This is a genomic window from Actibacterium naphthalenivorans (genome assembly GCF_014196965.1).
In the GTDB taxonomy this organism is placed as follows: Bacteria; Pseudomonadota; Alphaproteobacteria; order Rhodobacterales; family Rhodobacteraceae; genus Actibacterium_A; species Actibacterium_A naphthalenivorans.
In genome coordinates this window covers 36,352-55,795 of sequence record NZ_JACIEQ010000005.1, presented here as the reverse complement: position 1 = coordinate 55,795, position 19,444 = coordinate 36,352, and the positions used below count along the sequence as shown (strand labels likewise).

The 19,444-nt window shown below is 63.5% G+C and carries 21 protein-coding genes; 16 read left to right on the top strand and 5 right to left on the bottom strand.

The genetic code is table 11. The annotated features are described in order from the left end of the window. Nucleotides 1–2: 2 nt before the first annotated feature. A complete protein-coding gene (locus GGR17_RS15650; RefSeq protein WP_054539525.1) occupies nt 3–1,208 on the bottom strand; it encodes an ABC transporter substrate-binding protein in 1,206 nt (401 codons plus the stop codon). A 236-nt stretch (nt 1,209–1,444) separates the two neighbouring features. On the opposite strand from GGR17_RS15650, the gene GGR17_RS15645 reads away from it, so the two are divergent. The 5 genes from GGR17_RS15645 to GGR17_RS15625 all read left to right on the top strand — a co-directional run bounded on the left by GGR17_RS15645 (nt 1,445) and on the right by GGR17_RS15625 (nt 4,828). Then, nucleotides 1,445–2,077: an ATP-dependent Clp protease proteolytic subunit gene (locus GGR17_RS15645; RefSeq protein WP_037211304.1), complete on the top strand. Its 633-nt coding sequence runs from the start codon at nt 1,445–1,447 to the stop codon at nt 2,075–2,077. 138 nt (nt 2,078–2,215) lie between these two features. Further along, nucleotides 2,216–3,484, top strand: a complete 1,269-nt coding sequence (gene clpX / locus GGR17_RS15640; RefSeq protein ID WP_054539524.1) for an ATP-dependent Clp protease ATP-binding subunit ClpX — start codon at nt 2,216–2,218, stop codon at nt 3,482–3,484. A 137-nt stretch (nt 3,485–3,621) separates the two neighbouring features. Next, nucleotides 3,622–4,005 (top strand): NADH:ubiquinone oxidoreductase subunit NDUFA12, encoded by a 384-nt coding sequence (locus GGR17_RS15635; protein ID WP_037211306.1) that lies wholly within the window; start codon nt 3,622–3,624, stop codon nt 4,003–4,005. Nucleotides 4,006–4,010: 5 nt separating this feature from the next. Continuing rightward, nucleotides 4,011–4,478 carry an outer membrane lipid asymmetry maintenance protein MlaD gene (mlaD, locus tag GGR17_RS15630; RefSeq protein ID WP_054539523.1) on the top strand — a complete coding sequence of 156 codons (468 nt, stop codon included), beginning with the start codon at nt 4,011–4,013 and terminating at the stop codon, nt 4,476–4,478. After that, nucleotides 4,475–4,828, top strand: coding sequence for a DUF2155 domain-containing protein (locus GGR17_RS15625; RefSeq protein WP_054539522.1), 354 nt, complete (start codon nt 4,475–4,477; stop codon nt 4,826–4,828). Before mlaD ends, GGR17_RS15625 begins: the two co-directional genes overlap by 4 nt. Here the strand turns inward: GGR17_RS15625 and aat are convergent. From aat to accB, 3 genes are read right to left on the bottom strand one after another with little or no spacing between them, the layout of a single operon-like run. Then, entirely contained in the window at nt 4,792–5,433 is a 642-nt protein-coding gene (gene aat / locus GGR17_RS15620; RefSeq protein ID WP_054539521.1) for a leucyl/phenylalanyl-tRNA--protein transferase, read from the bottom strand. The genes GGR17_RS15625 and aat overlap by 37 nt on opposite strands. A gap of 4 nt (nt 5,434–5,437) precedes the next feature. Next, complete coding sequence (gene accC, locus GGR17_RS15615) at nt 5,438–6,787, bottom strand: acetyl-CoA carboxylase biotin carboxylase subunit (RefSeq protein WP_054539520.1); 1,350 nt, start codon at nt 6,785–6,787, stop codon at nt 5,438–5,440. Nucleotides 6,788–6,799: 12 nt separating this feature from the next. Next, nucleotides 6,800–7,279, bottom strand: coding sequence for an acetyl-CoA carboxylase biotin carboxyl carrier protein (gene accB, locus GGR17_RS15610; RefSeq protein WP_054539519.1), 480 nt, complete (start codon nt 7,277–7,279; stop codon nt 6,800–6,802). A 289-nt stretch (nt 7,280–7,568) separates the two neighbouring features. Here accB and GGR17_RS15605 point away from each other — a divergent pair, with 289 nt between their 5' ends. Then, the gene (locus tag GGR17_RS15605; protein ID WP_054539518.1) at nt 7,569–8,903 is read left to right on the top strand and encodes an NAD(P)-dependent oxidoreductase; all 1,335 of its coding nucleotides are present in this window, start codon (nt 7,569–7,571) and stop codon (nt 8,901–8,903) included. A gap of 17 nt (nt 8,904–8,920) precedes the next feature. Next, a complete protein-coding gene (gene preA, locus GGR17_RS15600) occupies nt 8,921–10,225 on the top strand; it encodes an NAD-dependent dihydropyrimidine dehydrogenase subunit PreA (RefSeq protein WP_054539517.1) in 1,305 nt (434 codons plus the stop codon). A gap of 3 nt (nt 10,226–10,228) precedes the next feature. On the opposite strand, the gene GGR17_RS15595 is transcribed toward preA, so the two are convergent. Continuing rightward, complete coding sequence (locus GGR17_RS15595) at nt 10,229–10,843, bottom strand: TetR family transcriptional regulator C-terminal domain-containing protein (protein ID WP_054540436.1); 615 nt, start codon at nt 10,841–10,843, stop codon at nt 10,229–10,231. A gap of 273 nt (nt 10,844–11,116) precedes the next feature. Between GGR17_RS15595 and GGR17_RS15590 the strand changes: the two genes are divergently transcribed. From GGR17_RS15590 to GGR17_RS15550, 9 genes are all read left to right on the top strand, one after another. Beyond that, nucleotides 11,117–12,445: an aspartate aminotransferase family protein gene (locus GGR17_RS15590; protein ID WP_054539516.1), complete on the top strand. Its 1,329-nt coding sequence runs from the start codon at nt 11,117–11,119 to the stop codon at nt 12,443–12,445. 36 nt (nt 12,446–12,481) lie between these two features. Beyond that, the gene (locus GGR17_RS15585) at nt 12,482–13,732 is read left to right on the top strand and encodes a Zn-dependent hydrolase (protein ID WP_054539515.1); all 1,251 of its coding nucleotides are present in this window, start codon (nt 12,482–12,484) and stop codon (nt 13,730–13,732) included. Then, on the top strand, nt 13,729–13,968 hold the full coding sequence (locus GGR17_RS15580) for a hypothetical protein (protein WP_037210113.1): 240 nt from the start codon (nt 13,729–13,731) through the stop codon (nt 13,966–13,968). The genes GGR17_RS15585 and GGR17_RS15580 overlap by 4 nt, the downstream gene beginning before the upstream one ends. A gap of 36 nt (nt 13,969–14,004) precedes the next feature. Then, a complete protein-coding gene (hydA, locus tag GGR17_RS15575) occupies nt 14,005–15,459 on the top strand; it encodes a dihydropyrimidinase (protein ID WP_037210111.1) in 1,455 nt (484 codons plus the stop codon). Nucleotides 15,460–15,520: 61 nt separating this feature from the next. After that, nucleotides 15,521–16,300, top strand: a complete 780-nt coding sequence (locus GGR17_RS15570) for an ABC transporter ATP-binding protein (RefSeq protein WP_054539514.1) — start codon at nt 15,521–15,523, stop codon at nt 16,298–16,300. Nucleotides 16,301–16,381: 81 nt separating this feature from the next. After that, a complete protein-coding gene (locus GGR17_RS15565; protein ID WP_054539513.1) occupies nt 16,382–17,245 on the top strand; it encodes an ABC transporter permease in 864 nt (287 codons plus the stop codon). Then, the gene (locus GGR17_RS15560; RefSeq protein WP_054539512.1) at nt 17,242–18,087 is read left to right on the top strand and encodes an ABC transporter permease; all 846 of its coding nucleotides are present in this window, start codon (nt 17,242–17,244) and stop codon (nt 18,085–18,087) included. Before GGR17_RS15565 ends, GGR17_RS15560 begins: the two co-directional genes overlap by 4 nt. Nucleotides 18,088–18,117: 30 nt before the next feature. Beyond that, complete coding sequence (locus GGR17_RS15555) at nt 18,118–19,104, top strand: ABC transporter substrate-binding protein (RefSeq protein ID WP_054539511.1); 987 nt, start codon at nt 18,118–18,120, stop codon at nt 19,102–19,104. A gap of 144 nt (nt 19,105–19,248) precedes the next feature. After that, nucleotides 19,249–19,419, top strand: coding sequence for a hypothetical protein (locus GGR17_RS15550; protein WP_157445587.1), 171 nt, complete (start codon nt 19,249–19,251; stop codon nt 19,417–19,419). Nucleotides 19,420–19,444 lie beyond the last annotated feature (25 nt).

The window sequence follows — 19,444 nt, the reverse complement described above, 5'->3', positions numbered from 1 at the left end:
GCCTATTGCGCCACGCCGAAGCGGGCGGACCAGTCTTTTTCCAGCGCCACGGCCCAGCTCGGGTGCGGTTCGGGCAGGGCGGGGCCAAGTTCGACCGGCGTCAGCGTGGCGATGCCAAGCTCGAGCGCGTCGAACAAGGCGCGGTCGGCGGGATCAAGGCGGTTGGTCGCCAGCACGGTGCCATAGCCGAGCACGGCGGGATCCTGCGCGCGAGCCTGCGCCTCGGGCGAGAGCAGGAAATCGGCCAGCACCATCGCGCCCGCCTTGGCCGTGGCGTTGTAGGGGATGGCGACAAAGCTGGCATTGCCGATGGTGCCGCCGTCGATCACGAAGGTCCGCACGGTGTCGGGCAATTCGCCATTGGCGATCGCGGTCGATGCCTCGCCGGGGCTGAAGGAGAGGGCCAGATCAATCTCGCCATCCGCCATGAGCTGCAACTGGCGCGGGCCGGTCTGCGGATAGGCGCGGCCCCTGCGCCACAGGTTTGGCGTCAAATCATCCAGAAAGGCCCAGAGCGGGGCGGTGACGGCGGCGTAATCCGTTTCCTCGACCGGGGTTTGCAGCAGCGCTGGATCTTCGGCCAGCCCGTACAGCGCCTGTTTGAGAAAGGTGGTGCCCAGAAAATCGGGCGGCTGCGGAAAGGTGAAGCGGCCGGGATGGGCGGCGGCCCATTCCAGCAGCGCGGGGATGGATCTGGGCGGTTCGGGCAGGCGCGCGCTATCGTGATAGAACACCACCTGCGCCATGGCCCAGGGGCTTTCCAGCCCCTCTGTCGGCACGGTGAAATCCGAGGTGACGGCCGGTTTCCCCTCGATATCCACGAGCGGCCAGTTCGGCAGGTTTTCGGCCCAGGGGCCGAACAGCAGCCCGGCCTCTTTCATCGCCGCGAAATTGGCGCCGTTGATCCAGATCAGATCGACCGCGCCGCCTGCATCCTTTCCGGCGGTCTTTTCGGCCAGAACCCGGCTGACGGCATCGGCGGTATCGGAAAGTTTCACATGCTCCACGACAACCCCGTGACGCTGTTGCACCTGATCGCCGGCCCAGCGGATGAAATCATTGGTCGCCGTCGATCCGCCCCAGGCGTTCCAGTAAACGGTCTGGCCCCTTGCGTCCTGCAGGACGGCATCCCAGTCAGCGGGGTCGGGATCGGCTGCCGCGCCCTGCGCGAAGACGGCGAGGGCGAAGGCGGAAAAAAGGCGGTTCATCAAGGGCGTCTCCGGTATCGTGGCCACACAGGTATGGCCAAGACGCGATCACGCCGCCACACAAAAAACTGTGTGAACCGCGCCGGATTTCGTAACAATTGGCATGGGTTGCGCCGCCAGACATGCGCCGGCGCCGAGAATGTGGGCGGGCAGGGCCTTGCAGCCACCCGGGCGCGGGCCTAAGACTCTGTCAGGTTTCTCGGGCTTAGGATGCCCAAATCAACAGGCAGGCCGATATGAACGATCCATATGACATCTACATGAATACCCTTGTTCCCATGGTGGTCGAGCAGACCTCGCGCGGGGAACGGGCCTATGACATTTTCTCGCGCCTGCTCAAAGAGCGGATCATCTTCGTATCCGGCCCGGTGCATGACGGCATGTCGTCGCTTATCGTGGCGCAGCTTCTGCATCTGGAGGCTGAAAACCCGGCCAAGGAAATCTCGATGTACATCAACAGCCCCGGTGGTGTGGTAACCAGCGGCCTGTCGATCTATGACACGATGCAGTATATCAAGCCCAAGGTTTCCACGCTGGTGATCGGGCAGGCGGCCTCGATGGGGTCGCTGCTTCTGGCGGCGGGCGAAAACGGGATGCGTTTCTCTCTGCCCAACAGCCGGATCATGGTGCATCAGCCGTCGGGCGGCTATCAGGGCCAGGCGACGGATATCATGATCCATGCGCAGGAAACCCAGAAGCTGAAGGACCGGCTGAACCAGATCTACGTCAAGCATACCGGCCAGAAACTGAAAACGGTCGTGGATGCGCTGGAGCGGGACAATTTCATGTCGCCGGAAGACGCCAAGGACTGGGGTCTGATCGACGAGATCGTCGAAAACCGCGCCAAGGGCGAGCCCGAAGCCGAATAGGCAGGGTGCAACATAGGGGCGCAGTGCCGAATTTGGCGTTGTGCCCGGAAAATCTCTGGCCTAGGCTATCGGGAATATCGAAAGCCCAGGCCACTCCGCGGAACCGCCGCACAGACGATCAAGCCTCAGAGGATGAACATGGCGAACAACTCCGGCAGCGACTCCAAGAACACGCTTTACTGCTCGTTCTGCGGCAAAAGCCAGCATGAGGTGCGCAAACTTATTGCCGGTCCGACTGTATTCATCTGCGACGAATGCGTCGAATTGTGCATGGATATCATCCGCGAAGAGACCAAGGCCGCTGGTCTGAAATCTTCGGACGGGGTGCCGACACCCAAGGAAATCTGCGAGGTGCTGGATGATTACGTGATCGGCCAGTCCCATGCAAAGCGGGTGCTTTCGGTGGCGGTTCACAACCACTACAAGCGGCTGAATCACGCGGCCAAATCGGGTGGCGATATCGAGCTGGCCAAATCCAACATCCTGCTGATCGGCCCCACCGGCTGCGGCAAAACGCTGCTGGCGCAGACGCTGGCGCGGATTCTGGATGTGCCCTTTACCATGGCCGATGCCACCACGCTTACCGAAGCGGGCTATGTGGGCGAGGATGTGGAAAACATCATTCTCAAGCTGTTGCAGGCGTCGGAATACAATGTGGAGCGTGCGCAGCGCGGCATCGTCTATATCGACGAGGTCGACAAGATCACCCGCAAATCCGACAATCCCAGCATTACCCGCGATGTGTCGGGCGAAGGCGTGCAGCAGGCCCTGCTGAAGATCATGGAAGGCACCGTGGCTTCTGTTCCGCCGCAGGGCGGGCGCAAGCATCCGCAGCAGGAATTCCTGCAGGTGGATACCACGAACATCCTGTTCATCTGCGGCGGTGCCTTCGCGGGGCTCGAAAAGATCATCGCGCAACGTGGCAAGGGCTCTGCCATCGGCTTCGGCGCCGATGTGAAAGAGAATGACAGCCGCGGCGTGGGCGAGATGTTCGGCGAGCTGGAGCCGGAGGATCTGCTGAAATTCGGGCTGATCCCGGAATTCGTCGGCCGCCTGCCGGTGATCGCCACGCTGACCGATCTGGACGAAGACGCGCTGGTGACAATCCTGACCCAGCCCAAGAACGCGCTGGTCAAGCAGTATCAGCGCCTGTTCGAGCTGGAAGACACCCAGCTGACCTTCACCGAAGATGCGCTGAGCGCTATCGCCAAGCGCGCCATCGAGCGCAAGACAGGGGCCCGCGGCCTGCGTTCGATCATGGAAGACATCCTTCTGAACACGATGTTCGACCTGCCGGGGATGGACGATGTTGAAGAAGTGGTGGTGAACGAAGAGGCCGTAACCTCTGATGCCGCGCCGCTGATGATCTATGCCGATCACAAGAAAGAGGGCGCCAGCGCGGGCTAGGATACCGCGCTGCCGAAGAGACAGGAAAGCGGGCCCTCGTGCCCGCTTTTTCATTTGCGGATCATGGCGCGGCCCTTGCCCCTAGACCTCGCCGGTGACATGGTCCATATGTTCCAGAGCGACTGCCGGAGGGTTTCATGGGCATCTTCAACACTGTTCTTCGACTCTTCACCTGGTGGAACGGCCAGACGCTGGGCACCCAGCTTTTCACCATGCGCAAGGGCGTGAAGGTGGGCGAAGACGCACAGGGCAACCAGTTTTACGAAACCCGCGACGGCAAGCGGCGCTGGGTGATCTACAACGGCGAGGTCGAGGCCAGCCGCATCAGCCCCGATTGGCACGGCTGGCTGCATCACACGTTCGACGAGCGCCCGGGCGACGCCCCGCTGGTTCACAAACCCTGGGAAAAGCCGCATCACGAAAACCTGACCGGCACTGCGCTGGCCTATGCGCCCGCCGGTTCCATTCGCCGCACGATCCCTGCCGCCCGCAGTGATTACGAAGCATGGCAGCCGGAATAGAGCAGATGTCCGAAAACAAGATAGAAGTACTGGTCGGGGCCGTCGTTCTTGCAGTGGCGGCGGGGTTTCTGGCCTATATGATGAATGCAACGGGGATCGGCGGTTCCACCACCGGAAGCTATGAGCTGCGCGCCTCTTTCCGGTCGGTCGAGGGGATCGCCGTCGGTACCGACGTCAAGATGGCCGGGGTCAAGGTGGGCACGATCACGTCGCTCGCGCTCAATCCGCAAACCTTCCGGGCCGACGCGCGCTTTACGGTAAAGGATGGCATCGTGCTGCCCGACGACAGCGCGATCCTGATCTCGTCGGAGGGATTGCTGGGCGGCAACTATATCGAGATCGTGCCGGGCGGCTCGCCCGTCGATCTGGAGCCGGGCGAAGAGATCGAGGATACCCAGGGCTCCGTCAGCCTGATCTCGTTGCTGATGAAATTCGTGACTTCCTCGGGTTCGAGCGAGGAGACGCCGCAGTGAGGCTCGCGCTTGCGCTAAGCCTTCTGGCAATACCCGCATTGGCGCAGGATCTCATGGAAACCGCGCCGGGCGGTGTGGTCCGTGTGCTCGACCGGGTGTCGGGGGCGGTTTCGGATATCGAACTGGCCAACGGGCAGACCGCCACATACGGACGGATCGAAATCTCGCTGGGCGAATGCCGCTTTCCGGCCGACAACCCCTCCAGCGACGCTTACGCCTTGTTGACGATCCGCAACACGGGGGCCGACGCGCCGGTGTTCGAAGGCTGGATGATCGCCTCCAGCCCGGCGCTCAGCGCGCTGGATCATCCGCGCTACGATGTCTGGGTGTTGCGCTGCACGAGCAACTGAGCGTCAGGCGTGGCTGGCGCGTTGAAGTCGGCGGTCTGGTGCAGAGCCCTGTTCAGCAGCATGTGATATTCGGCCCGGCTGATTTCGATCGCCCCGAGGCTTTTCAGGTGCGGGGTCAGGAACTGTGTGTCGAACAGGCTGAACCCGCCTTGGCGCAGCCGGTCCACCAGATAAGCCAGCGCGATTTTCGAGGCGTCGGTGCGGCGTGAAAACATGCTTTCGCCAAAGAACGCCCCGCCCAGCGTAACACCGTAAACCCCGCCCGACAGCGCGCCGTCCTGCCACACTTCGAGCGACTGCGCAAAGCCGGCGCGGTGAAGCTGGGTGTAGAGGTCGAAGATGATGTCGTTGATCCAGGTCTCGTCACGCTCGGCACAGCCGCACAGAACGCCGGCGAAATCGGTATTTGTTCGAATACTGTATTCTTCTTTGAGAATTCTGCGGCGGAGCGATCTGGAAATGTGGAAATTGTCCAAGGGGAAGATCCCCCTCCGGCGGGGATCGACCCAGAAAACCTCTGGGTCGTCCCGGCTTTCGGCCATGGGGAACACGCCTGCGGCATAGGCGTTCAGCAAGACTTCGGGGGTCAGGTTCTGACGGCCCATCCGGTCAGGTGTTCAGGTTGCTTTCCAGCCACCGCTCCAGCCAGTGGATGTCATAGTTGCCGCTTTGGATGTCGGGCTCCTGCAGCAGGGCGTGGAACAGCGGCACGGTGGTGTCCACCCCGTCGACGATCAGCTCGCCCAGGGCGCGGGCAAGACGGGCCAGCGCCTCTTGGCGGTCGCGGCCATGCACGATCAGCTTGCCGATCAGGCTGTCGTAATAGGGGGGGATCGAATAGCCATCGTACAGCGCCGAATCCATCCGCACGCCAAGCCCGCCGGGGGCGTGGAAGGCGGTGATCTTGCCGGGGCAGGGCGCGAAATTCGGCAGTTTTTCCGCGTTGATCCGCACCTCGATGGCATGGCCGTTCAGCGCAAGCTCGGCTTGCGTGAAAGACAGCGGCAGGCCTTCGGCCACGCGGATCTGTTCGCGCACCAGATCGACGCCAAAGATCGCCTCCGTCACCGGGTGCTCCACCTGCAGGCGGGTGTTCATCTCGATGAAATAGAACTCGCCGTTCTCATACAGGAATTCGATCGTGCCAGCGCCGATATAGTCGATGCTGGCCACGGCGTCGGCGCAGGTCTTGCCGATACGGGCGCGGGTTTCGGCGTCGATGGCGGGGCCGGGGGCCTCTTCGAACACTTTCTGGTGGCGGCGCTGCAGTGAACAGTCACGCTCGCCCAGATGCACGGCGTTGCCCTTGCCGTCGCCGAACACCTGAATTTCGATATGCCGGGGCGCGCCGAGGTATTTCTCGATATAGACCTCGTCGTTGCCAAAGGCGCTTTTGGCTTCTGAACGCGCGGTCTGGAAGGCGGTGTCGAGGTCTTTGGCGGTCTTGGCCAGTTTCATGCCGCGCCCGCCGCCGCCGGCGGTGGCCTTGATGATCACCGGGTAACCGATTTCGGCCGCCACCTTGCGCGCGGTCTCCAGATCCGGCACGCCACCGTCAGAGCCGGGGACGCAAGGTACGCCCAGGGCCTTCATGGTTTCCTTGGCGGTGATCTTGTCACCCATCATGCGGATGTGTTCGGCCGTGGGGCCGATGAAGGCGATGTCGTGATCTTCGACGATCTGCACGAAATTCGCGTTTTCCGACAGGAAGCCATAGCCGGGATGAATCGCGTCGGCGCCCGTGATCTCGCAGGCCGAGACGATGGCCGGGATCGACAGATAGCTCTGGTTGCCGGGCGGCGGGCCGATGCACACGGTTTCGTCGGCCATGCGCACATGCATCGCGTCGGAATCGGCGGTGGAGTGCACCGCGACCGAGCGGATGCCCATCTCGCGGCAGGCGCGGATCACGCGCAGCGCGATCTCCCCCCGGTTGGCGATCAGGATTTTTTCGAACATGCGGCTCTGGCCTTACTCGATGATCATCAGCGGCGCGCCGAACTCGACCGGCGCGCCGTCTTCGACGAAGATACGCTTGACGGTGCCCGCATGCGGCGCCGGAATCTGGTTCATCGTTTTCATGGCTTCGATGATCAGCACGGTCTGCCCTTCGGCGACCTGATCGCCGACCGACACAAAGGGTTTGGCGCCCGGTTCGGGCTGCAGATACGCCGTGCCGACCATGGGCGAGGTGACAGCGCCGGGCAATTGCGCCGGATCTTCGCTCGGCGCCGGGGCGGGGGCTAGGGCCGGGGCGGCGGCCGCCGGTGCCACGGCCACGGGCGCGGCCGCCGGTGCCACGGCCGGGCCGGCGCGCGAAACGCGGACATCCAGGCTGTCGGCTTCGGCATATTCGCGTTTGACCTGAAGCTCCGTCAGGTCGTTTTCACGCAATAGTTCGGCCAGGGCCTGGATAAAGGCCACATCCGCGTCATGGGAATGTTTCGTCATACCATCCTCGATCGGTGTTCCTGCGCCCGCTCCCGGCGGGTCTGCGCCTCGTGTTTGCGCCGCTTATACGCGAGCGATTGGCCAGAGAAAAGCGCCTGTTGCCCATTGATGTTGGGTCTGGCCCACGGGATTGCCCGCCATGCTGCCTGTTTTTCGGGCAGGCGCGGCGGATTTCGGGGCGGATTTGACCAGCGCGACGCTTAAGTCTCGCGTTTAAAATTTACCGTTTGATCAAAATAATCGCCCGTGGCACGGTTTGACAAATGCAGGACTATCAGGGAGATTTCGATTGGCAAACAGTCATCTGACCCCGGGTGTGGCGCCCGGACGTTTGCAGGCCGACGCGTATCGCGACAATTTCGCAGACAAGATGCCGCCGTTCAATGCGCATGAGGCCGCAGTGGCCGCCGACCGGTGCTATTTCTGTCATGACGCACCCTGCGTGACGGCCTGCCCGACCTCCATCGATATCCCGATGTTCATCCGCGAGATCCAGACCGGAACCCCCGAGGCCGCGGCCAAGACGATTTTCGAGCAGAATATCCTGGGCGGCATGTGCGCCCGAGTCTGCCCGACCGAGCAGCTGTGCGAAGAGGTTTGCGTGCGCGAGGTGGCCGAGGGCAAACCGGTGGAGATTGGCCGGCTGCAGCGCTTCGCGACCGATACGCTGATGGCGGCGGGCGTGCATCCGTTCACCCGCGCCGCGCCTACAGGCAAACGCGTTGCCGTGGTCGGGGCCGGGCCGTCGGGGCTTGCCTGCGCGCACCGGCTGGCGATGCGGGGGCATGACGTGGTGCTGTTCGACGCGCGGGCCAAGCCCGGCGGGCTGAACGAATACGGCATCGCGGCCTACAAGACGGTGAATGACTATGCGCAGAAAGAGGTGGCGTGGCTGACGCAGATCGGCGGCATCACCATCGAAACCGGCAAATCGCTGGGGCGCGAACTGTCGCTTGAGGGGCTGAGCGCGCAATATGACGCGGTGTTCCTCGGCATCGGTCTGTCGGGCGTGAACGCGCTGCGGACGGAGGGCGAAGAGAAATCCCATGTGCAGGATGCAGTTGATTTCATCGCGCAACTGCGGCAGGCGGCGACACTTGCCAATATTGAGGTCGGGCGCGACGTGGTGGTGATCGGCGGCGGGATGACGGCGGTTGATGCCGCTGTTCAGTCCAAGCTGCTGGGGGCGGAACATGTGACGATGGTCTATCGCCGCGATCGCGACCACATGAGTGCCAGCGAGCATGAGCAGGATCACGCGGCCTCCAAGGGGGTGCGCATCATCACCGGGGCCGCGCCGGTGAGGTTCATCGGCAATGGCGCCGTCAGGGCGGTGGAGTTTGCCTATACCCAGGAAACCGAGGAAGGGCTGCGCCTGACCGAAGAGACGTTCCGGCTGAAGGCCGATCAGGTGTTCAAGGCGATCGGCCAGACACTGGAGGGCACGCCCGAGGGGCTGCAGCTTTCGGGGCGCAAGATCGCTGTGACAGGCGCGGGCCGGACCAACCTGCCCGGCATCTGGGCCGGGGGCGATTGCGCGACGGGCGGCGACGACCTGACGGTGACGGCGGTGGCCGAAGGCCGCGACGCCGCAGAAGACATTCATGCCAGCCTGATGGGCTGAGAAGAAGGAGAACGCAGATGGCTGATCTCTCGACCGACTTCGTGGGCATCAAATCGCCCAACCCGTTCTGGCTGGCGTCGGCGCCGCCGACGGACAAGGAATATAACGTCCGCCGCGCCTATGAGGCCGGCTGGGGTGGCGTGGTCTGGAAGACCCTGGGCGAAGAGGGCCCGCCGGTGGTCAACGTCAACGGCCCGCGCTATGGCGCGGTCTGGGGCGCGGACCGGCGGTTGCTGGGGCTGAGCAATATCGAACTGATCACCGATCGCCCGCTGGAGGTGAACCTGCGCGAGATCAAATCGGTCAAGCGTGACTATCCCGACCGGGCGCTTGTGGTGTCGCTGATGGTGCCGTGCGAGGAACAGGCCTGGAAGGCCATCCTGCCCCATGTCGAGGAGACCGGCGCCGACGGGATCGAGCTGAACTTCGGCTGCCCGCATGGCATGGCAGAGCGCGGCATGGGCAGCGCCGTGGGCCAGGTGCCCGAATATATCGAGATGGTCACCCGCTGGTGCAAGCAGAACACCCGGATGCCGGTAATCGTGAAGCTGACGCCGAACATCACCAACATCCTCTATCCTGCCGAGGCGGCGAAACGGGGCGGTGCGGATGCTGTGAGCCTGATCAACACGATCAACTCGATCACCGCGGTCAATCTGGATACGATGGCGCCCGAACCGATGATCGACGGCAAGGGCACCCATGGCGGCTATTGCGGCCCGGCGGTCAAGCCGATCGCGCTGAACATGGTGGCGGAGATCGCGCGCAACCCCGAAACCGCCGGCCTGCCGATTTCGGGCATAGGCGGCGTGACAACCTGGCGCGACGCGGCGGAGTTTCTGAGCCTTGGCGCGGGCAATGTGCAGGTCTGCACTGCGGCCATGACCTACGGGTTCCGTGTGGTGCAGGAAATGATCTCCGGCCTGTCTGAGTGGATGGATGAAAAGGGCTATACTTCGGTCGAGCAGGTGGTCGGCCGCGCGGTGCCCAATGTCACCGACTGGCAGTATCTGAACCTGAACTACGTCACCAAGGCGCGCATCGATCAAGAGGCCTGCATCAGCTGCGGCCGCTGTTTCGCGGCCTGCGAAGATACCTCGCATCAGGCGATTTCGATGTCCGAAGACCGGGTGTTCGAGGTGCAGGATGACGAATGCGTGGCCTGCAACCTGTGCGTCAATGTCTGCCCGGTCGAGGGGTGCATCACGATGGAACAGGTGGCACCGGGGCAGGTGGACCCGCGCACCGGCCAGACCGTGACAGAGAAATACGCCAACTGGACGAGCCATCCCAACAACCCGGCGGCGCGCGCCGCCGAATAGCGCTCAGGGTGTCAGAAGCCGGGTGAAGAGGGTTACCAGATAACGCTCGGCTTCTGCGAAGGGCGCTTCGCTGTCCTCGCCCAGCACGGCGTGCACCTGCACGTCGAAATCCGCATAGTGCTGGGTCAGCGACCAGATCGAGAAGATCAGGTGATGCGGGTTCACCGTGATGATGCGGCCTTCGGCGGACCATCGCGCGATGAGCACGGATTTCTCGTCGACGAGGTTTTTCAATTCCCCCTCGAGCGCATCTTTGATGCGTGGTGCGCCTTGCAGGATTTCATTGGCGAACAGCCGGCTTTCGCGCGGAAAATCCCGGCTCATTTCCAGTTTTCGGCGGACATAGGCCAGGATTTCCTCAACCGGCTCGCCCGTGGGATCCATGGCGCGCAGCGGGTCGAGCCACGTATCCAGAAGGCCGGCCAGAAGCGTTGCGTGGATCGCCTCTTTCGAGGGGAAATAATACAAAAGGTTGGGTTTCGACAGTTCGGCGGCCTGTGCGATCTGGTCCAGCGTGGAGCCCCGGAAACCATATTGGGAAAAAACATCCAGCGCGGCCTCCAGGATGGCCTCTGTATTTTTCTGCTGAATTCGGGTGCGCGGTTTCGGGTGGTTCATATCATTGATCTTTAAGGTCCGCCGGCTGTGCCTGTCCAGTTCCGATTTTTCCGCCATCCCGTTCACATTCCGCCCAAATTTCAGTCGCTTTGCTCTGTCGCCTGGGCGCCGGCGCTGTGCATTCCGGCTTACCTGAATCCGCCGGAAGTGCTACGTCTTGACTGCCCTTAATGCTCTGCTAGCGTGTCTCTGACCAATTGGTCAAACTCTGATTGGTCAGCCGTTGTCGCCACCCCCGGCGCAGAGCGGGGCCACAATTCATGGGAAGCCGCCATGGCGCTTGATCGCAAAACCGTACCGAATGACCTTTCAGCCTTCTGGATGCCCTTCACCGCGAACCGTCAGTTCAAGAAGGCGCCGCGGATGTTCGTCTCCGCCGACGGCATGTTCTACAAAGCCGCCGACGGGCGCGAGGTGCTGGATGGCACCGCCGGTCTGTGGTGCTGCAACGCGGGCCACAACCGCCCCAAGATCGTCGAGGCGATCCGGGCCCAGGCGGGCGAGCTGGACTATGCCCCGGCGTTCCAGATGGGCCACCCCAAGGCGTTCGAGCTGGCCACCGCCCTGCGTGACATGGCGCCCGAGGGGATGGACCATGTGTTCTTCACCAATTCCGGTTCCGAAAGCGTCGAGACCGCGCTGAAGATCGCCATCGCCTATCACCGGGCGCGGGGCGAGGGCGCGCGCACCCGTCTGATCGGGCGCGAGCGGGGCTATCACGGCGTCAACTTCGGGGGCATTTCGGTGGGCGGCATCGTTACCAACCGCAAGGTTTTCGGCAGCCTGCTGACCGGGGTCGATCACCTGCCGCACACCCATCTGCCCGGCGAGAACAGTTTCACCAAGGGCCAGCCCGAACACGGCGCCCATCTGGCCGATGAACTGGAGCGCATCGTCGCGCTGCATGGCGCCGAAACCATCGCCGCCGTGATCGTCGAGCCGATGGCCGGCTCCACCGGCGTGCTGCTGCCGCCCAAGGGCTATCTGGAACGGCTGCGTGCGATCTGCACCAAACACGGCATCCTGCTGATCTTCGACGAGGTGATCACCGGCTTCGGGCGGCTCGGCTCGTCCTTCGCGGCCGAGCATTTCGGCGTGATGCCCGACCTGATGACCACCGCCAAGGGGCTCACCAACGGGGTGATCCCGATGGGGGCGGTGCTGGCCACCGGCGCGATCCACGATGCCTTCATGCAGGGCCCCGAACATATGATCGAGCTGTTCCACGGCTATACCTATTCGGGCAACCCGATGGCCTCTGCCGCCGGGCTGGCGACGCTGGAAACCTACCGCGAAGAGGGGCTGTTCGCGCGCGCCGCCGAGATGGCCCCCTATTGGCAGGAGGCGCTGCATTCGCTGAAGGACGCGCGCCATGTGATCGACATCCGCAACATGGGCCTGATCGGCGCGGTCGAACTGGAGCCGATCGCGGGCGAACCCACCAAGCGGGCGTTTCAGGCGTTTCTTGACGCCTATGAAAAGGGCATCCTGATCCGCACCACGGGCGATATCATCGCCATGTCGCCGCCGCTGATCATTGAAAAGGCGCATGTCGATCAGCTGATCGGAACATTGCGCGACGTGCTCGAGGCACTAGACTGACCTCAGGCCGAAGACGAAACCACAACGGAGAAGCATATGGCAGCCCCCGGTGAAAACCTGAAGATCAACGGCGCCCGTCTTTGGGACAGTCTGATGGAGATGGCCAAGATCGGGCCGGGGGTGGCCGGAGGCAACAACCGCCAGACGCTGACCGACGCCGACGCGGAAGGCCGCGCGCTGTTTCGCAAGTGGTGCGAGGATGCGGGCTGCACCATGGGTGTCGATACGATGGGCAACATGTTCGCCCGCCGCGAAGGCACCGACCCCGACGCGCTGCCGGTTTACATGGGCAGCCATCTGGATACCCAGCCGACCGGCGGAAAATATGACGGTGTGCTGGGTGTTCTGGGCGGGCTGGAGGCGATCCGCAGCCTGAACGATCTGGGCATCAAGACCAAACACCCGATCGTGCTGACCAACTGGACCAACGAAGAGGGCACGCGTTTTGCCCCCGCCATGCTGGCCTCGGGCGTCTTCGCGGGCGTGCATACGCAGGATTGGGCCTACGGGCGCGAGGATGCCGAGGGCAAAACCTTTGGCGATGAACTGGCGCGCATCGGCTGGGTCGGGGATGAAGAGGTCGGCGCGCGCAAGATGCACGCGATGTTCGAGCTGCATATCGAGCAGGGCCCGATCCTGGAGGCCGAAGGCAAGGACATCGGCGTCGTCACCCACGGGCAGGGCCTGTGGTGGCTCGAGGTAACGCTGACCGGCAAGGACGCGCATACCGGCTCGACCCCGATGGACATGCGGGTGAACGCGGGCCTGGGCATGGCCCGGATCACCGAACTGGTGCACAGCATCGCGATGGACAATCAGCCGGACGCGGTGGGCGCGATCGGTCAGGCCAATGTCTATCCGAATTCGCGCAACGTGATCCCCGGCAAGGCAGTGTTCACCATCGACTTTCGCACGCCCGATCAGGGCAAGCTGGACGCGATGAAGGCGCGGCTCGAGGCCGAGGCACCCAAGATCGCTGCCGAACTGGGTCTTGGCATCACCATCGAACCGACCGGCCATTTCGATCCGGTAACCTTCGATCCGGGCTGTGTGGCGGCGGTGCGGAATGCGGCCGAACGGCTGGGCTACAGCCATATGAACATCATCTCGGGCGCGGGGCATGACGCGTGCTGGATCAACAAGGTTGCGCCCACCGCGATGATCATGTGCCCCTGCGTGGACGGGCTGAGCCATAACGAGGCCGAGGAAATCACCCCCGAATGGGCGGCGGCGGGCACGGATGTTCTGTTCCATGCGGTGCTTGAAACAGCGGAGATCGTGGAATGATCCGGCCGGCGGGAAAGACGCTCGCCCTTGTCGCGCTTGCCGCCTGCGCGCCCGAGCCGGAGCCGCTTCCCTATATTTCGGAAAAGGCGCTGGCCGCGTTGCCGCCACGCACCGATCTGCGCACCGTCCAGCGCCGTTACAACGGCTGCTATGTGATCCAGACCGAAGACGAGCTGACCGGCTATCTGAAACAGGTGACCGACGCGAACGGCAATCTTGTCTGCGATGATGTCTAGGGCGCGCCGCGTCCGCAGGAACAGGGGAAACCAACAATGACCAAAGTCATCAAGGGCGGCACGATCGTCACCGCCGACCTGAGCTATGAGGCCGATGTGCTGATCGACGGCGGCGTGATCGTCGAGATCGGGCCCGACCTGAAGGGCGACGAGGTGCTGGACGCCACCGGCTGCTACATCATGCCCGGCGGAATCGATCCCCACACCCATCTGGAGATGCCTTTCATGGGCACCTACAGTTCTGACGATTTCGAAAGCGGCACCCGCGCGGCACTGGCCGGCGGCACCACGATGGTGGTGGATTTCGCGCTGCCGAGCCCCGGCCAGGGGCTGCTGGACGCGCTTCAGATGTGGGACAACAAATCGACCCGCGCCAATTGCGACTATTCCTTTCACATGGCGATCACCTGGTGGGACAAGCAGGTGTTCGACGAGATGGAGGCCGTTGTCAGGGAAAAGGGCATCAACACCTTCAAGCATTTCATGGCCTACAAGGGCAGCTTGATGGTGAATGATGACGAGATGTATTCCTCGTTCAAGCGCTGCGCCGAACTGGGCGCGCTGCCGCTGGTGCATGCCGAGAACGGCGATGTGGTGGCGGAGCTGTCGGCGCAGCTTCTGGCCCAGGGCAATGTCGGGCCAGAGGCCCACGCCTATTCCCGCCCGCCGCAGGTCGAGGGCGAGGCCACCAACCGCGCGATCATGATCGCCGACATGGCCGGCGTGCCGCTCTACGTGGTGCATACCTCTTGCGAGGAAAGCCACGAGGCGATCCGCCGCGCGCGTCAGGCCGGCAAGCGGGTCTATGGCGAGCCGCTGATCCAGCACCTGACGCTCGACGAGGGTGAATATTTCAATCAGGACTGGGACCATGCCGCGCGCCGGGTGATGAGCCCGCCTTTCCGTAACAAGCAGCATCAGGACAGCCTCTGGGCCGGGTTGCAGGCGGGGTCGCTCTCTTGCGTCGCCACCGATCACTGCGCCTTCACCACCGATCAGAAACGCTACGGCGTCGGCGATTTCACCAAGATCCCCAACGGCACCGGCGGGCTCGAAGACCGGCTGCCGATGCTGTGGACCTATGGCGTGGGCACCGGGCGGCTGACGATGAATGAATTCGTCGCCGTAACCTCGACCAATATCGCCAAAATCCTGAACATCTATCCCCGCAAGGGTGCGGTTCTGGTCGGCGCGGATGCCGATCTGGTGGTCTGGGATCCGGAGAAGGAAAAGACCATCACCGCAGGCAGCCAGCAATCGGCGATCGACTACAACGTGTTCGAGGGCAAGCACGTGAAAGGCCTGCCGCGCTTCACGCTCACCCGTGGCAAGGTGGCGGTGCATGACGGCGAGATCCGCACCGAAGAGGGCCACGGCGAGTTCGTGAAACGCGCCCCGAACGCCCCCGTAAACGCGGCGCTTTCCACGTGGAAGGAACTGACCGCGCCGCGCCCGGTGCAGCGGTCGGGTATTCCCGCCAGCGGCGTGTGACGGGTTGAATGAAAAGACATGCGCCCCCGTCTGCGGGGGCGCCAATAACAAGGGAAATACGGTGACAGAACCGGTTATCACTGCGGAAAAGCTGGATCTGACCTTCCAGACCAATGACGGGCCGGTGCAGGCGCTGCGCGACGTCAACCTGACCATCAACAAGGGCGATTTCGTCAGCTTCATCGGCCCGTCGGGCTGCGGCAAGACAACCTTCCTGCGGGTGATCGCAGCGCTGGAGCATCCCACCGGTGGCCACATCACCGTCAACGGCATGACGCCGGACGAGGCCCGGCAAAGCCGCGCCTATGGCTATGTGTTTCAGGCGGCGGGGCTTTATCCGTGGCGGACCATCGCGGGCAATATCAAACTGCCGCTGGAAATCATGGGGTTTCCGAAAGCCGAGCAGGAAGAGCGGGTAAAGAACGTTCTGCAACTGGTTGATCTGGAAGGGTTTGGCAAGAAATACCCTTGGCAGCTATCAGGCGGGATGCAGCAGCGGGCCAGCATCGCGCGGGCGCTGGCCTTTGACGCGGATATCCTGTTGATGGATGAACCTTTCGGCGCGCTGGATGAGATTGTGCGCGACCATCTGAACGAACAGCTTCTGGCGCTGTGGGCGCGGACGCAAAAGACCATCGGCTTTGTCACCCATTCGATCCCCGAGGCGGTCTATCTGTCGACGAAGATCGTGGTGATGAGCCCGCGGCCGGGGCGGATCGCCGATGTGATCGAGAGCCCCTTGCCAAGGGAACGCCCGCTGGAGATCCGGGACACGCCGGAATTCATCGCCGTCGCGCACCGGGTGCGTGAAGGGCTGCGGGCGGGGCATAGCTATGACTGAGGCCGCGCGCTCGTCGCTTCCTTGCGGGCGCGTGCCGCGGGGCAGGGCGAAGGGGCCCGATAAGTGCGCGGGGGGCCGGCCATGAACCGCATTCTTCCGGTGCTGACGGTTGTCGTCGCGCTGATCGTGCTGTGGTATCTGGGCGCGGTCGCGATGAACGCGCAATGGACGCGGGATCAGGCCGCGCGGGCGGGGCAGGAGCTGAGCTTCACCGGGATCGTCGCCGACACCCTGAGCCAGGACCGGCCCAAGCTGCCGGCGCCGCATCAGGTGGCGGCAGAGCTGTGGCAGACCACGGTTCAGAAAAGCATCACCTCGAAACGCAGCCTGGTTTACCATGGCTGGGTCACGCTGTCGGCCACGCTGCTGGGCTTTGCCATCGGCACCGGGGCGGGCATCCTGCTGGCCGTGGGGATCGTGCACAACCGCGCCATGGACATGAGCGTGATGCCCTGGGCGATTGCCAGCCAGACGATTCCGATTCTGGCCATCGCTCCGATGATCATCGTGGTGCTGAACTCGATCGGCATTCAGGGAGTGCTGCCCAAGGCGATCATCAGCGCCTATCTGTCGTTCTTCCCGGTGGTCGTGGGTATGGTGAAGGGGCTGCGCAGCCCCGACGCGATGCAGCTCGACCTGCTCAAGACCTATGGCGCCAGCGGCGGAGAGACCTTTCGCAAGCTGCGCCTGCCCTCGTCGATGCCCTATCTGTTCACCTCGCTGAAGGTCGGAATCGCGGCCAGCCTTGTGGGCGCGATCGTCGGCGAATTGCCAACGGGGGCGGTGCGGGGGCTTGGCGCGCGACTGCTGTCGGGAAGCTATTACGGGCAGACGGTGCAGATCTGGGCGGCGCTGATCGCGGCGGCGGCGCTGGCGGCGGCGCTGGTGGGGGTCGTCGGGCTGATCCAGCGCGCCACGCTCAAGCGGATGGGGATGGAGCGATGAACCTGGTCATTGGCGCGCTGGTGTTCTGGGGGGCGGCCTGGTGGGTGAACCTGCGCATCGCCAACGGGCGCGGGCGCGACACGCGTGCGGCCCGGCTGGCGGTGCCGGTGCTGTTCGGGCTGACGCTGCTGGTGCTGTGGGAAGGGCTGGTGCGCGGGCTGAACGTGCCCGGCGTGATCCTGCCGCCGCCCTCGGCGATCGCGACGCGGTTCGCGGCGTCGCTGCCGATCCTGTGGGTGGATTTCGTGCAGACCTTCGTGAAGGGCGCGCTGTCGGGCTATGTGATCGGATGCGGCGCGGCGGTGGCGACCGCGATCATCATCGACCGGTCGCCGTTCCTGCAGCGCGGGCTGCTGCCGGTGGGCAATTTCATCGCCGCCTTGCCGGTGATCGGCATCGCGCCGATCCTGGTGATGTGGTTCGGGTTCGACTGGCAGTCGAAAGCCGCTGTGGTGGTGGTGATGGTGTTTTTCCCGATGCTGGTCAACACCGTCCAGGGGCTGGCGGCAAGCACGGCGATGCAGCGCGATCTGATGCAGACATATTCGGCCAACTACTGGCAGACATTGCTAAAATTGCGCCTGCCGGCGGCTATGCCCTTTGTTTTCAACGGGCTTAAAATTTCGACAACACTGGCACTGATCGGTGCGATTGTGGCGGAATTTTTCGGCTCTCCGATCAAAGGGATGGGGTTTCGGATTTCGACAGAGGTCGGCCGGCTGAGCCTTGATATGGTCTGGGCGGAAATCGCCGTGGCCGCCCTGGCCGGATCGGCGTTTTACGGCCTTGTGGCGGCGATAGAGAAAGGGGTCACCTTCTGGCACCCCTCGCAAAGAGGCTGAGCATATAAAGATGACAACCTGGAGGCTACAATGAAGACACTGTTTACATCCGCCATCGCCATGCTGGCGCTTGGCGCAGGCGCGGCGCAGGCCGCAGATGACCTGACGCTGCAGCTGAAGTGGGTCACGCAGGCCCAGTTCGCGGGCTATTACGTGGCCCTGGACAAGGGGTTTTACGAGGAAGAAGACCTGGACGTGACGATCAAGCCGGGCGGCCCCGACATCGCGCCGACGCAGGTGGTTGCCGGCGGCGGCGCCGATGTGGTGATCGACTGGATGCCCTCGGCGCTGGCCGCCCGCGAAAAGGGCCTGCCGCTTGTCAATATCGCGCAGCCGTTCAAAAGCTCGGGCATGATGCTGACCTGCCGCAAGGACACCGGCATCACCAGCCCGGCCGATTTTCCCGGCAAGACCCTGGGCGTGTGGTTCTATGGCAATGAATACCCGTTCCTGAGCTGGATGAGCACGCTGGGCCTCTCGACCGAGGGCGGCGACGACGGGGTGACGGTGCTGAAACAGGGATTCAACGTCGACCCGATCCTTCAGGGGCAGGCCGATTGCGTTTCGACCATGACCTATAACGAATATTGGCAGATCATCGACGCCGGGCTTTCGGCGGACGATCTGGTGACGTTCAAATACGAAGATCAGGGCGTGGCGACGCTGGAAGACGGGCTTTATGTGCTGGAAGACAAGCTTGCCGATCCGGCCGAGGTGGACAAGCTGGTCCGCTTCGTGCGCGCCTCGATGAAAGGGTGGAAATATGCCGAGGCCCATCCGGATGAGGCGGCCGAGATCGTGCTGGAGAATGACGAGACCGGCGCGCAGACCGAAATGCACCAGAAGCGCATGATGGGCGAGATCGCCAAGCTGACCGCGGGCAGCAACGGCACGCTGGATCCGGCCGATTACGAGCGCACCGTTGCCACTCTGATGGCGGGCGGATCTGACCCGGTGATCTCGAAAACGCCGGAAGGGGCCTGGACCCATGCGATCACCGATGCGGCGCTGAACTAAGCCGATCGGTGATGGCAACGGAAGGCGCGCCCGGCTTGGCGCGCCTTTTTCGTGGGCGCCGCCGCCGATTGACGGGTGTCAAGGCGGCGGGCAAGGGTGTGTGTAGGATCCGCCTCTGAAACCGGTTCGCGAAGGAGATCGCCGATGACCCGTATTGTCTCATTTGGGAAGGCGGCAGGCCGCCTGATGATCATGGCTGTTGTTTTCGGGCAGCTGAGCGCCTGTGCCGCCGAGATCGAGGAAGAGATCGGCGCCTGCGATCCCGGAGTGGGAGAGATCAGCCACGCAACGAATGTGACCCCGCCAGGCTGTTGACCGGGCGGGGGGCGCGTGCAGGATG

Excerpts from the sequence above, each read along its gene's own strand:
- GGR17_RS15650 (WP_054539525.1), bottom strand. The coding sequence starts at position 1,208 with ATGAACCGCCTTTTTTCCGCCTTCGCCCTCGCCGTCTTCGCGCAGGGC.
- GGR17_RS15645 (WP_037211304.1), top strand. The coding sequence starts at position 1,445 with ATGAACGATCCATATGACATCTACATGAATACCCTTGTTCCCATGGTG.
- clpX (WP_054539524.1), top strand. The coding sequence starts at position 2,216 with ATGGCGAACAACTCCGGCAGCGACTCCAAGAACACGCTTTACTGCTCG.
- GGR17_RS15635 (WP_037211306.1), top strand. The coding sequence starts at position 3,622 with ATGGGCATCTTCAACACTGTTCTTCGACTCTTCACCTGGTGGAACGGC.
- mlaD (WP_054539523.1), top strand. The coding sequence starts at position 4,011 with ATGTCCGAAAACAAGATAGAAGTACTGGTCGGGGCCGTCGTTCTTGCA.
- aat (WP_054539521.1), bottom strand. The coding sequence starts at position 5,433 with ATGGGCCGTCAGAACCTGACCCCCGAAGTCTTGCTGAACGCCTATGCC.
- accC (WP_054539520.1), bottom strand. The coding sequence starts at position 6,787 with ATGTTCGAAAAAATCCTGATCGCCAACCGGGGGGAGATCGCGCTGCGC.
- accB (WP_054539519.1), bottom strand. The coding sequence starts at position 7,279 with ATGACGAAACATTCCCATGACGCGGATGTGGCCTTTATCCAGGCCCTG.
- preA (WP_054539517.1), top strand. The coding sequence starts at position 8,921 with ATGGCTGATCTCTCGACCGACTTCGTGGGCATCAAATCGCCCAACCCG.
- GGR17_RS15595 (WP_054540436.1), bottom strand. The coding sequence starts at position 10,843 with ATGAACCACCCGAAACCGCGCACCCGAATTCAGCAGAAAAATACAGAG.
- GGR17_RS15590 (WP_054539516.1), top strand. The coding sequence starts at position 11,117 with ATGGCGCTTGATCGCAAAACCGTACCGAATGACCTTTCAGCCTTCTGG.
- GGR17_RS15585 (WP_054539515.1), top strand. The coding sequence starts at position 12,482 with ATGGCAGCCCCCGGTGAAAACCTGAAGATCAACGGCGCCCGTCTTTGG.
- GGR17_RS15580 (WP_037210113.1), top strand. The coding sequence starts at position 13,729 with ATGATCCGGCCGGCGGGAAAGACGCTCGCCCTTGTCGCGCTTGCCGCC.
- hydA (WP_037210111.1), top strand. The coding sequence starts at position 14,005 with ATGACCAAAGTCATCAAGGGCGGCACGATCGTCACCGCCGACCTGAGC.
- GGR17_RS15565 (WP_054539513.1), top strand. The coding sequence starts at position 16,382 with ATGAACCGCATTCTTCCGGTGCTGACGGTTGTCGTCGCGCTGATCGTG.
- GGR17_RS15560 (WP_054539512.1), top strand. The coding sequence starts at position 17,242 with ATGAACCTGGTCATTGGCGCGCTGGTGTTCTGGGGGGCGGCCTGGTGG.
- GGR17_RS15555 (WP_054539511.1), top strand. The coding sequence starts at position 18,118 with ATGAAGACACTGTTTACATCCGCCATCGCCATGCTGGCGCTTGGCGCA.
- GGR17_RS15550 (WP_157445587.1), top strand. The coding sequence starts at position 19,249 with ATGACCCGTATTGTCTCATTTGGGAAGGCGGCAGGCCGCCTGATGATC.